The sequence below is a fragment of the Pedobacter cryoconitis genome (genome assembly GCF_014200595.1).
Lineage (GTDB): Bacteria > Bacteroidota > Bacteroidia > Sphingobacteriales > Sphingobacteriaceae > Pedobacter > Pedobacter cryoconitis_C.
The window spans coordinates 2,680,271-2,692,275 of record NZ_JACHCG010000001.1 but is presented as its reverse complement, the minus strand read 5'-3'; the positions used below and the strand labels follow the sequence as shown (position 1 = coordinate 2,692,275).

Here is a 12,005-nt window from a genome sequence, read left to right as displayed (position 1 = left end):
TTATTCGTACTTGTCTTTTTAATTACTCATACTTGTTTTTTGAAACAAATGAGTTCGACTACTTTTATTCGGTCGCACAGCCTTGATCCCTTCCACATATTTGTATCGAAATAATTTTTAACCTAAAACCCGGTACAATGAAAACCTCATTAAAATTTTTAGCAGCGCTATTATTAGTAAGCAACGTTTCTTTTGGACAAGACATCCCGCAAAGAATTGATTCATTAATAAAAGATAATTATAAAAAAAATCCTAACGTAGGTATTAGCGTTGGTTTTATCAAAAGTAATGAAGAATACTATACATCTTATGGCAATTTGAATGCAGAAAGTCAAACTAAGATTGATAAAAATTCCCTATTCGAAATCGCATCTATAACTAAAATTTTAACCTCAAATTTAATTGCGCAAGCTGTAGTTGAGCATAAAATTAAAACGAATGATTATATAGACCGTTTCCTTCCAAAAGCGTTTGTATTACATGAAAACCTTAAGAACAAAATAAAAATTTCAGACCTGGCATCTCATCAATCCGGTTTGCCAGATATAGATTTTGCAAAGTTAATAGAACTAAATCCGCAACAGCCTGTAAACAATGTAACTATAGAAACGCTGACAACTATAATCAATAATTGTACTGAACTTAAAGATTATGGTAAATACCGTTATTCTACGATTGGGTATACTTTACTCGGACAAATACTAGAAAAGGTGTATGGCAAGAGTTACGATGAAATTATCCGGGAGAAAATGATTAAACCGTTAAAGATGTCAAATACATTTACGAAAGACTTTAACGTGAAAAACAAGACAACTGCCCATAATCCTGAAGGCGGTATTCAGGAATTCTTTAAATGGAATATTACAGCACCTGCTGGATTAATAAAATCTAATGCTTCTGATATGGTTAAGTATTTAAAAGCAGTCTTAAATGAGAAAACTTCAATAGGAGAGGCTGCGATAATTAGTGAAAAAATGTACTATAAGGATAAAAATAGAGAAATGGGATTAGGACTAAATATTGGGACAGACGATAAGAATACGATTTATTTGAAATCAGGCGATTCTATGGGACAATCATCGATTATTTGTTATAATAGAATAAAAAATTGGGGTATCATCATACTTCTGGATCAAAGGAATTCAAAAATGAGACAAGACCTTTTGAATGGGATTTATGATACTATTTTGAAATAAATAGCTAACGGGTAGCACTGTGTATCAGTTATTGCCGGGGCTGTGTTTATCTGACAAACTCCCGCAGGAAAACCTGCGGAGTTTGTAATTTAAATGGCTGTATCCAGATCAGCTGTAAAATATTTTTCCTGCTATAATAATGTACCTTTGAGTATGATTTATTCTCAGAGGGTTGATCCGGTCCAGTATTTGACAGACATCGCTGCGCAAGTTGGTGGTACTGTTGAAAATAATAGCTTAATCCTGAACGGTTCTGCGGATGAAGGCTCAATCAAATTATTTATTCTGGAAGAAGGCCTTATCATGGCTTTAACTGAGGTAAAATCAAACTTAAGTATCTCAAAGCTGGAACTTAACATTCCTCCGGATTATCTGTTCATAAAGTTATACCTGCCAGATTCCCACTTAGATACCATGGTAAAGTATGATTCCAGGTATTACCAAATTTCGACTCCAGGCGTTCTTCTCTATAATGCTCATGTAGAGTTAAAGTCATTGTTCAAGATCCGGCAACGGTTTAAGATCGTCTCATTTGTGATACACTCTGACTGGCTTAAAAAGACATTCCATTCTGATTCTATATTTTCACAGCAGCGCTTATTTGAACTACCGCTTTTTAAGTTCGAGCATGTTAAGCCTGTGATTTTACAATCTGCACTAAATCTGTTTATCCTTAAAATAGATTCCGGCCCTCTCAATTTACGAATGAAGGCAATTGCATATGATATACTTAGTCATCTTTTTTCGGCTTTTGACATACAAGCTAATTCAAATTTAGCTGAATTTAAACATCAAAGCGATATAGAAGCTATTTTTAGGATAAGAGAACAATTACTTGATATGGAGGACATGGAATATCCAACCGTGGATGTTTTGGCGAAACAAGCTGGGATGAGCGCTTCCAAATTAAAAACCCTGTTCCATTCTGTTTTCGGTATGCCTGTTTTTGAATTTTATCAGTATCACCGGTTAGCTTATGCCCGGGTTTTAATCGAAGGGCGGAAACACACCATTGGGGAGGTAGGTTTAAAAATAGGCTATACTAATCTAAGTAAGTTTTCTCAGGCTTATAAAAGACAGTTTGGTTACTTGCCACATCAGACTTTATTACCTGATCGGGCCATTATTTAACCCATGCGGGCTATTCGCAGCGTTAAGTAAGGTCTAACTTTGATGCATGAAGAAAACAATCGTAATTACTGGTGGAACTGGTGGCATTGGATATGCTGTTGCCATAGCACTGGCTAAACAGGGTAATGATATCATATTTCAAGGGCGTGACGCAGATAAAGGCAGGAAGATCGCTGAGGAGCTTTCCAAAATTAATGGTACTAATGCAAGATTTATTGCCGCCGATGTTTCTTCTATCGAAGGGATGAAGGCCCTGGCTCTGGGCATAAAAAAAATAACCAATAAAATAGATATATTGATTCAGGCCACGGGTACACTCAATTCTGAAAGACAGGAGACGAAAGATGGGTTGTACGAGAGCTTTGCTGTAAATTACTTATGTAAGTTTATGCTGGATTATCTATTAGTGGATGAATTGAAAAGTGGACGGGGAAAAGTAATTATTGTTGGTGGCCCGCTGAGGAGAGGTGCCACTATCAATTTTGACGACTTACAAATGAAAACCAATTATTCACTGTTTAACAGTATAGGACGAAATCAGCTCGCCATTCATATGCATGCTCAGGAATTCAGTAAACGATATGGCGGTTCAATACCAATTAACGTTGTGAATGCAGGAATGGTGAAAACAGGCATTGATAGAAAGGTAAAGGGTATTATGAGACTTATGTTCCTTGTTTTGGGGCCAATATTGGCAAATAGTATTGAAAGTGCCATTGTGAATGTGATTGCGCTGGCTGATACCGATGGAAGGGACGCTGGCTATTTCTTTCCAAAGGTTGCAAAACCGGCAATAAAAGAGAGAATAGATTTAGATGCTAGTGTAGCATCAAAGTTGTGGGATGAGAGCATAAAAATCGGGAAATTGAACGTATAGAAAGACTATGTCAAGAAAAATATTAATATTAGGTGCTACTGGCAGAACTGGTAAACACGCGATACCAATGGCATTGGAAAAAGGTTACGAAGTGGTTGCCTTGGTTAGAAATCCAGCAAAGATCGTTGTTAAGCATGATAGACTAACTATTGTGGAAGGGCTTCCTGTAAACATCGATGATATCCGAAAAGCGATGGAAGGATGCGATGTGGTCCTCAGTTTGTTAAGTCCTTTAACCAGGGGAGAAGCCATTTCTTTCCGGAAAATAAATGCGCCGCGTATCCTTGAAAAAAGCATGATTAATGTGGTGCGGGTGATGAATGAATACGGAGTTAAACGTATATTAATCTTATCCTCTGTTGGAGTGGGAAATTCCTGGAAATATACGCCATGGTATGTGAAGGTATTGGTCAGGCTCACCAATTTCAAGGTTATATTTGCCGACCATAATGCTCAGGAAGATTTAATTCAGACATCCGGAACAAATTGGACTATTGCCAGACCTGCCGGCTTAAATGAAAACGAAACAATTGGAACGTTAGCTGTAACTTATGATCATACACCAAAGCCGTTCCAGATGAGCCGCAAACTGCTGGCGAAATTCTTTATTGATAATTTATATAGTAAGGATTTTATTCACAAGATGCCTATGCTGTCAGAGAAATAATTGATACTTTTTATTTTTCCTTTTATCTTTCTGTTTGTTAAGCAGGTATTATGCAAAAAAAGGAACTTTTATATCTTCAAAGACTGCAATAGAGGCGAGGTCAAGACATTCCAAAAAGGTGCAGCCCTTAGATTTTTTCTATTATCCAGGGTATCGTACAACCAAATATCCAGGTCATCAGTACTTTGGTTAAAACCATGAAATCTAGTAGCAAATCCACCAACCATAATATATTTTATGATTATTTAAAGAACTCCAAAATCGCAGTAATACTTCATCTAAAAAGTCCATATAAACTACTTATGAATAATCACTGCCTTATTGAAAAGATTATTTGTGCGTAACATTTTGGTAAAGAGTTTAAGTTTATCAAAATCAGAATGAAATATATCTTTATTTAGACGCTCATTATCAGATAATTCGGCAACGCATGTTTTTGGAAGTTCGTTAAGATTGTCTTTAGTTTCTTTTTTCATATCGCTCTGAATTATATTTTTGACACGCTAAACAGAAAGTCTTTGCTATCACGGATGCTCTTATGCCTGTGGAAGTTGCGCTGAAAGCTTTCAATTGGCATGGGAATGACTCAGCCGAAACAAGGCCGGGCTATTAGTAAATAAATTCAAAATAGCTAAATAATAACTCTATATCGGCCGGGTACTGCCCGGGTACTGTCCGAGTACTCGTTAGGGTAAGAGCAATGCTAAAGTAACGTGAGTCCATGGCAAGTCCAAGTCAAAACAACTAGTTGAAATGACTTAGAGTAAGTATGCTTAAAGCCTGTTCTCAATCTGGTGTCATCCCGACCACCACTCAGGCACAACCAGGTCATAACCGGATGAAGATTAATGAAATTATAATTTCCCCTTTGACTAACCTACGGACAACTGCGGACAATTGCAGACAGCTGCGGACAATTGCGGACATTTTTTACGCATCAGGATAATCTTTAACGCTAATAGCTTACATTGGTGGAAAAGCATTTATTTATTATGGGAAGTTTAACGGGTAAATTTTCAAAGGGAATCCTGGGCGATTTCATTTTTAAAGCAGCAGTTTGGAGTACAGGTTGTTTCAAAAGTTCTGTACTGGGCACAATGAAACAATCAATGGAAACCGAAAGGCATCAGAGAACTTTCGTAAAAGTTGCAAGCCTGGAAAAATCAGGATCTTTCCTCCCCCTAAGAATTCCGCTGAAGCGTTGGCCGATCTCTTATCAAAGTAATCAGGGCGTTTAATAATGATAAATTGAACTATAAAATCAGGAAGTAATTGGCTTATTAAAGAATCGTAACCATCTGCTTTGAACTAAGAAAATATCAAACCCAAAACTTGAAATTTAATCCCTGATCCACAAGTTTATGATTTGATCCGGAATGAAGTTGAAAATAGCAGGGGATAGAAATATTCTTTAACGCAAAAAGCCTCAATTTTCATTGAGGCTTTCGTGATCTCGCTGGGATTCACAGCTAGTGTGAAAATCAGGGTTTATTCAGTATATGGGAGGTTTTTGATTTGGTACTCACCGAATCGCTCACCATTTTTTCTATACGTTTTAGCTGCAAATGCTATAGATTAAAGGTGTGAATTTAGAGAATAGAATCTCTATTCTCTGCATACTCCTTTATGATCAGATTACGATTTATTAAAAGATTTTTCATATATTTTTTTAGAAAAAGATAGTCAGCAAGTTTTCCTAACGTTCCTAATGGGGAGATGTAAGAAAAAATATCAACCATTATCGTTCCATTATGTGTAGGTTCGAATTTATGTATGTGCTTGAATGATTTGAATGCGCCACTGACCATCTCATCAGTAAATGAATTTGGTTTTTCAAAAGCCGTGATTTTTGATGTCAATTCCTGAAAAAAACCAAAATGTTTTGCCCGCCATGTAACAGATTCACCTAATTCTATTAATCCAGACAATCTTCCTGCAATTACCTCTTCATGAGTTTGTTTTGTAGATATCTGATGCAAATCGATACTCCGGGAAAGATCAAATACAATTTCTGGTGTTGCCAGAATGAATGTACTTAAATATATTGTGGGCATTTGCTTGTTATATTAAAGGAAACGTCTGTTCTTTTTTAAACTCTGTCTATTATCAATGAAAGTTACGATTTCAAGAAGATTTTTTCTGGGTTTAATTCTGTAGACAATAGAAATATGAGGGATGATTACACCAATATAGGTGTCTTTAGTTTTATAGGTTCTACGAGCGATGAAAGGTTCGCTACTCAGAATTTCAAGATACTCGAATACTCTGGCAACAAACTTGTCAACTTCGTTCTGCGTCCAATTGTCTTTAAGATAGTCAATATTTCTTTGAAAGGTTTCACCTGCTTTTTGAGACCAGATAATCGTCATTATTTATAACCAAATCTGTTTTTTGCCTCTTCATGACTAAAAACATTCCCATTATCAAGCTGACGTATTCCTTCAGAAATATCATTCTGTTGAGTTTTACTCAAGCTATCAAACCAGTCAATGTCTCTGCTGCTTATTAATGATTTAATATCTTTGATAAGGTTCACATCATCAGAATTAATAATCTGCTGTAACACATTTAGTTTCTCTGCCTGTATATTCATAATAGTAAATTTAGCGAAAATCTAAATAGAAATGAAAAAATGTTTGGTGATTGTTTTCTGAATAATCTGGTATTTGGAGATTTTTATTCGGAAGAGGAATTCAATATGTCCAAGCCATATTTGTTTGGGATTTGGTCTGATCCAATTTCTGAACCGAACCCTAATATTCTTTAACGCAAAAAACCTCAATTTGCATTGAGGTTTTCGTGATCCCGCTGGGATTCGAACCCAGGACCACTACATTAAAAGTGTAATGCTCTACCAGCTGAGCTACGGAATCAATCAATTCCCTTTGTTTAAGGAGGTGCAAAGATAGAAAATAAATATTAAGATGCAATTAAATATGAAAATAAATTCAATAAAAACCTTGGATTATTTATCTGTCCAAATCTAATTCATTGAAAATGAGAAAGGCGGAACAATTCCGCCTTTCAAATAAAAATGCAAACTATATTAAACAATCATTAAGACTATTTCAAAATATACATGATACCATTAATATCATCATTGCCACCATACTGACTCTGTATAGCAATTTGATAATTTGCCGCATTTGCAGTACGTTCATACTCATGATACTGAAAGCGCGTTGCAATACGTCCGCCATTTCCAGTGCCCGGTCCAGTTGTGAAAGCAGGGAAACCCGTACGGCGATAAGTAAAATAAGACTCCAGCCCTGAATGACGGAATAAAGCCAGGTACTTTTGCTGTACAATCTGTTTAAGTGCAGTTGCTGTATTATACTTTACTTCAGGCTGATTGTAATAGGTATCCCAATTTACATTGATAGTATAAGTATCATAGTTGGCAGGTAAAGCAACGTTAGTTGAACCCGGGCGATAGAAATAAGCCGTAAAAGTCCCTGTACCCGTAGGGATCTTATAAGAATCCATAGAACTTTTGATACCAGCAGTATAATAGCTCTCTGCATCACCAGCAGCCCATCCGCGATATATCCCCTCAGCAATATTGAACATCAGCTCAGCATAACCAACCTGAATACTTGGTTCACCAGTATAAGTTGAATAATAACGTTTTCTATTTAAGAATGAATACTTCTGTAAACCTGCGTTGTTATACATGATACCAAGATCCTGCCCTGCATCAGCTCCGATAAAAGAAGAGAAGTCTGTAGGGCTCAGTTTTAAAGAATCTACCTGATAACGCGAAGGTTCGGCAGCTACAAATACCCTTGGATCTTTTAGTTTCGTCAATAAACTGATATAAGTAGCCGAAGTGTTTTTTCTCGATCCGCTCTGTCCAAAATTATCAGGGTTCTGCGGATAATAGTTCGTCGGAGATATATAAATATATTGCATGTTATCAGCAGCACTTTCCATGATAGGATATTTAGTCCTATTGCTGACAATATCAGAGAATTGTTTTTTCACATTGAGTTGTGCATCATCATCGGCTCTTTTACTCAGCTGGATCAGCAGACGGATTCTGAAAGTATTTACAAGTTTTTGCCATTTCAGCAAATCACCATTAAAATAGATATCTCCGGCAAGTATATTCTCTTTTGCTGCGATTAAAGTTGTTAAATCTGTGTTGGCACTTTCCAATAAAGCCAGAGACTGTAACATCACATTTTTCTGTGTATCATAAGCAGGAGTAAGGTTCGCTATCCCGGCCAGCGCATCGGTCATCGGAATATCTCCCATTTCCATACTCATTTTGGTGAACAGGTAAGCCTTAAAGAACTTTCCAAGCGCAGCATAAGAATTAATAGCAGATCCGGCCTTAGCTGCCTGTTTTTCCATCTCAACGACGTTTTTTAACACCGTATAATAATCATCACCGTATTTGAAATCATAGCGGTTGTTGCCATAATAATCATAGTTATTCAGGTAATACTGATTATTGGTTTCTTTAGAATCATTTGGACCTTCTACCAGGCCATTGCCAGTTAAGATCCCATTTAATAGTAAAGATGCCTGTACCGCATTTGGTTTATTATTATTGATCGTTTTCTCTTCGAAGTCCTTCTTGCATCCCGAGATGGTAATCACAAGTAAAAGAGGTAGCAAAGAATAAAGTTTGAATATCTTTTTCATATTAGAAATTATAATGTAACGTTGATGTTGAATCCATAACTACGTACTGTAGGTGATTGTAAGCCAGTAAGCGGAGTTTCTCCGTTATACTGATCTAAATCAACATCCTTAAATCTTTTGTCTTTATAGAAGTATAATAAATTACGGCCTACTAAAGACACAGAAGCTTTATGAATGAATGTACCCGCAAGTAATTTCTTAGGAAGGTCGAATCCAAGCGTAACCTCGCGAAGTTTCGCGAAAGTTTTGCTCATCAGGTTGGCCTCATCGAAATTATAATACTTACTTACATAATCCTGAACAAATACCTTATTTGTATTTGGCGCAAAAGCAAGGTCCCCGTAATTCAGGATCGCACCAGTTTTAGAATCATAGTTGATAGATGCACCATTAGAAATCACTACACCTTCACCTACATAAGTACCATTATAACCCTTCTTGCCATAATTAGCCCAATCCTGGTAACGTGCATCACCCAAAGCACCCTGGGCAGTTTCGATATTTGAACCACCACGCATAGTTTTATTATGCATATAATCAATAGTTTTTCCACCTACGCTACCATCAAACTGCACACCTAAACTCCAGCTTTTGTAGTGAAACTTGTTGTAAATACTCCATGAATAATCTGAATTCAGGTTCCCCAGATATTGATTCGCACCACCATTAACTAATGGCTTTCCAGCCGCATCATTAATAATTTGTCCATCTTTAGTTCTGACGAAAGCAGTTCCATACAATTTATCTGTACGATCTCCCTCTTTGAAAAAAGTCTGATAAGTATCCTGTCCTTTAGGTAGTTCTTTATAAACGCGCTTATAAGTTGACCAGTTAACCAAAACATCCCAGCCAAAGCCACCCATATCTTTAATCGGTGTGCCACTCAGGGAAACTTCATAACCAGTCTTTTTTGTTTTTAAAGCATTCAGATATAATATATTATAACCCGTAGCAGTAGAAATCTGGTTCGCTAAAACCTGTGGCCCATCTATGTACTGGAAAGCCGTAGCACTTAAACCTAATCTGTTTTCTAAGAATTTGATATCAAAACCTTCTTCATAATTCACACGTGTAGTAGTTTTAATACCATTTTGATACAAATAATCCGGGCCATAACCAGCAGCCTGATTGTTATATGGTTTATTGATATTAAATGCTGTATTCAAAGAATAGTTTGGCCCATTATAAGGAGACATATAGGTATTGCCATAACCCAGTGGATTGTTCGTCAGGTTAGATCCTGTTTGTCCACCAAATGCTGTGATTGAACTAAAAGGAGCAGGGCCTATACTTGCACTGGTTGCGTCAGTACGTACATTGGAGAATGATGCTCTTGCTTTCAGGAATGAAATAAGATTTGGCATTTTGATATAATCCGAAATTACAGTTGCCAATGATACACTTGGATAATAATAAGTGGTTGGCGTCTGGAAAGCTGATGACTTATCTATCCTGCTTGTTGTAGATAGGGTTGCATACTTACCGAAAGCAGCATCCAATGAGAAATAACCACTCAGCACCATCATGCTTGAGTTAAAACTGGTAGACTGTACTGGGTTTTTAGAGTTACTGAAAGAATAAACTTCAGGAACATTCAGGTAATCAGTAGAAGTCCAGCTTGAATTATAAGATAAGGTACGAAGATTTGTTCCCACCAAACCAGAAAGGTTGACAAAGTTTTTGACGTTATAATTGAAGTTTAATAACAACTCATTGTTGTTTTCAAATAAATTACGTCTGTCTTCACGATAGTCCCCCTGATTTCCTTCACGTCCGTAAGGGTGAGCAGAGAATGGAAGTTTTTCTGTACGTAAGATACTGTAAGTATCAAATTGAGAACGAAGTGTTGCATTTAAATGGTTATCAATTTTGAAGTTTGCAGAAAGATAACCGTACACATCATTTTTATAATGTCCGCGCAACCACTTTTCTGTCATCAGATAAGGATTATGGTAACGTTGATATTCCGCAAACTGCGATTGAACACCTTCTTTACCTGGTTGCCAGATTGCTTTAATATCCGGTGCATTTACATCCCAGTCTGCACCAGTCCAGATTGCTGTACTATAGATTAAACTTGAAGGTCCATAATCCGCATCAGGAAAGTTATCCGTAAATTGTCTGTTAAAATCAAGGTTACCTTCAATTTTCAACCTTGGGCTTGGATTGAATGAACCATACATGTTGAAATTGACAATGTTAAGCCCGCTATTCGGAATATAACTCGATTGTTTTGATTGTGAAACTGAAAATCTTGTGGTATAAGTCTCACCGTTAGCACTTAAAGAGACGTTGTTATTGGTTTGATATCCAGTTTTTAAGAAGTTCTTTAAATTGTTTTTACCTCTGGCTGTATATGGAGTCGCTTGTCTTACGCCATTAATTACCGGGCTATCATACTGAGGAATCAACTGTCCGGCAAAATAAGGCCCCCAAACGTCATAATCTCCATCCACACCACCTGGTGCACCACCTTTACCGTCTACAAATACGTACTGTGTGTTTTCACCAGCACCAAATGAATTTTGTATACGAGGGAAAGTCAAAAATCCACTATTAATTACTGTACTGCTGTTGAAATCAACGGTCAGTCCTTTTTTATTCTTATCGCCTTTTTTAGTCGTAATCAATATCGCACCATTTACCGCGCGGCTACCATATAAAGCAGCAGCAGCAGGGCCTTTTAATACAGTATAAGTTTCAATGTCGTCAGGACTGATATTCCAGGTATCGGTATTGATAGGAAATCCGTCAATCACATATAAGGTTAACTTATCACCACGGATCATCACGTTCGGCTCTCTCAATACCTCCGGAGAAGGGCCAACAGATAAACCAGCTACCTTTCCTATCAAACCGCCGATTGGATTCGGATCACGTGCTTTTAGCAAATCGTCACCGTCAACAGTCTGTAGGGCATAACCAATTCTTTTAGTGTCTTTTTTGATACCTAAAGCGGTAACTACAACTTCAGAAAGTGCTTTGCTATCACCTTTTAGTATTACATTAATGACAGCCTCATCGCCAATAATGATTTGTTTTTTTTCATATCCCAGGTATTGAAAGGATACTGTCTGCCCTTTTTTTGCGGTTAAAAGAAAGTGGCCGTTCATGTCTGTTACTGTACCTTGTTTGGTTCCATCAACCAAAACACTTACCCCGGGTAAGGACTGTTTGGTTTCGTCACTAACTGTACCTGATATTTTAATTTGCGCCGCTAAGGTCATCGGGGCAAGCAAAAATAACACAACAGTTATTACTTGTTTTAATTGCTTGTAAAGCTGTTTCATTGATGTGGATTTAGGTTGTTATGTGTTTTGATTTTACACAGCAATACTAAACTTTGTTTATTAAAACTAAACCAATTTAGTATTATGTGTATTTAAACTTTTGCGGTTTTTTTTGATATTAAATGCGTCTTTGGCAACAGGTTCGTTACCTATTGTTAATAGCATGTTAATGAAGAGTTTATCTTTTGCTGGCA

General features: G+C 36.8%; 11 protein-coding genes and 1 tRNA gene. 5 read left to right on the top strand and 7 right to left on the bottom strand.

Annotation, left to right across the window (positions count from 1 at the left end; all coding sequences use genetic code 11):
• Positions 1 to 137 precede the first annotated feature (137 nt).
• From HDE70_RS11545 to HDE70_RS11530, 4 genes are all read left to right on the top strand, one after another.
• Positions 138 to 1,196, top strand: coding sequence for a serine hydrolase domain-containing protein (locus HDE70_RS11545; protein ID WP_183890183.1), 1,059 nt, complete (start codon positions 138 to 140; stop codon positions 1,194 to 1,196).
• A gap of 153 nt (positions 1,197 to 1,349) precedes the next feature.
• Complete coding sequence (locus HDE70_RS11540; protein ID WP_183890181.1) at positions 1,350 to 2,327, top strand: helix-turn-helix transcriptional regulator; 978 nt, start codon at positions 1,350 to 1,352, stop codon at positions 2,325 to 2,327.
• A gap of 46 nt (positions 2,328 to 2,373) precedes the next feature.
• Positions 2,374 to 3,204, top strand: a complete 831-nt coding sequence (locus HDE70_RS11535) for an SDR family NAD(P)-dependent oxidoreductase (protein ID WP_183890179.1) — start codon at positions 2,374 to 2,376, stop codon at positions 3,202 to 3,204.
• 7 nt (positions 3,205 to 3,211) lie between these two features.
• On the top strand, positions 3,212 to 3,871 hold the full coding sequence (locus tag HDE70_RS11530; protein ID WP_183890177.1) for an NAD(P)-dependent oxidoreductase: 660 nt from the start codon (positions 3,212 to 3,214) through the stop codon (positions 3,869 to 3,871).
• A 296-nt stretch (positions 3,872 to 4,167) separates the two neighbouring features.
• On the opposite strand, the gene HDE70_RS11525 is transcribed toward HDE70_RS11530, so the two are convergent.
• The gene (locus tag HDE70_RS11525; protein WP_183869807.1) at positions 4,168 to 4,347 is read right to left on the bottom strand and encodes a hypothetical protein; all 180 of its coding nucleotides are present in this window, start codon (positions 4,345 to 4,347) and stop codon (positions 4,168 to 4,170) included.
• Positions 4,348 to 4,842: 495 nt separating this feature from the next.
• Between HDE70_RS11525 and HDE70_RS11520 the strand changes: the two genes are divergently transcribed.
• Entirely contained in the window at positions 4,843 to 5,109 is a 267-nt protein-coding gene (locus tag HDE70_RS11520; RefSeq protein WP_183890175.1) for a hypothetical protein, read from the top strand.
• A gap of 351 nt (positions 5,110 to 5,460) precedes the next feature.
• Here the strand turns inward: HDE70_RS11520 and HDE70_RS11515 are convergent, their stop codons facing one another.
• The 6 genes from HDE70_RS11515 to HDE70_RS11490 form a co-directional block, all read right to left on the bottom strand.
• Positions 5,461 to 5,925, bottom strand: a complete 465-nt coding sequence (locus tag HDE70_RS11515; protein ID WP_183890173.1) for an SRPBCC family protein — start codon at positions 5,923 to 5,925, stop codon at positions 5,461 to 5,463.
• 12 nt (positions 5,926 to 5,937) lie between these two features.
• Positions 5,938 to 6,240 carry a type II toxin-antitoxin system RelE/ParE family toxin gene (locus HDE70_RS11510; protein WP_183890171.1) on the bottom strand — a complete coding sequence of 101 codons (303 nt, stop codon included), beginning with the start codon at positions 6,238 to 6,240 and terminating at the stop codon, positions 5,938 to 5,940.
• Positions 6,240 to 6,464 carry a hypothetical protein gene (locus HDE70_RS11505; RefSeq protein WP_183890169.1) on the bottom strand — a complete coding sequence of 75 codons (225 nt, stop codon included), beginning with the start codon at positions 6,462 to 6,464 and terminating at the stop codon, positions 6,240 to 6,242. The genes HDE70_RS11510 and HDE70_RS11505 overlap by 1 nt, the downstream gene beginning before the upstream one ends.
• Positions 6,465 to 6,671: 207 nt before the next feature.
• A tRNA-Lys gene (locus HDE70_RS11500) sits at positions 6,672 to 6,744 on the bottom strand.
• A gap of 190 nt (positions 6,745 to 6,934) precedes the next feature.
• On the bottom strand, positions 6,935 to 8,521 hold the full coding sequence (locus tag HDE70_RS11495) for a SusD/RagB family nutrient-binding outer membrane lipoprotein (protein WP_183890167.1): 1,587 nt from the start codon (positions 8,519 to 8,521) through the stop codon (positions 6,935 to 6,937).
• Between the two features lie 8 nt (positions 8,522 to 8,529).
• Positions 8,530 to 11,811 carry a SusC/RagA family TonB-linked outer membrane protein gene (locus HDE70_RS11490; RefSeq protein ID WP_183866769.1) on the bottom strand — a complete coding sequence of 1,094 codons (3,282 nt, stop codon included), beginning with the start codon at positions 11,809 to 11,811 and terminating at the stop codon, positions 8,530 to 8,532.
• Positions 11,812 to 12,005: the final 194 nt, after the last annotated feature.

What these genes read in the sequence shown, in the direction of transcription:
- HDE70_RS11510 (WP_183890171.1), bottom strand. Translation starts at nt 6,240, where the DNA reads ATGACGATTATCTGGTCTCAAAAAGCAGGTGAAACCTTTCAAAGAAAT.
- HDE70_RS11490 (WP_183866769.1), bottom strand. Translation starts at nt 11,811, where the DNA reads ATGAAACAGCTTTACAAGCAATTAAAACAAGTAATAACTGTTGTGTTA.
- HDE70_RS11530 (WP_183890177.1), top strand. Translation starts at nt 3,212, where the DNA reads ATGTCAAGAAAAATATTAATATTAGGTGCTACTGGCAGAACTGGTAAA.
- HDE70_RS11535 (WP_183890179.1), top strand. Translation starts at nt 2,374, where the DNA reads ATGAAGAAAACAATCGTAATTACTGGTGGAACTGGTGGCATTGGATAT.
- HDE70_RS11515 (WP_183890173.1), bottom strand. Translation starts at nt 5,925, where the DNA reads ATGCCCACAATATATTTAAGTACATTCATTCTGGCAACACCAGAAATT.
- HDE70_RS11495 (WP_183890167.1), bottom strand. Translation starts at nt 8,521, where the DNA reads ATGAAAAAGATATTCAAACTTTATTCTTTGCTACCTCTTTTACTTGTG.
- HDE70_RS11540 (WP_183890181.1), top strand. Translation starts at nt 1,350, where the DNA reads ATGATTTATTCTCAGAGGGTTGATCCGGTCCAGTATTTGACAGACATC.
- HDE70_RS11525 (WP_183869807.1), bottom strand. Translation starts at nt 4,347, where the DNA reads ATGAAAAAAGAAACTAAAGACAATCTTAACGAACTTCCAAAAACATGC.
- HDE70_RS11505 (WP_183890169.1), bottom strand. Translation starts at nt 6,464, where the DNA reads ATGAATATACAGGCAGAGAAACTAAATGTGTTACAGCAGATTATTAAT.
- HDE70_RS11545 (WP_183890183.1), top strand. Translation starts at nt 138, where the DNA reads ATGAAAACCTCATTAAAATTTTTAGCAGCGCTATTATTAGTAAGCAAC.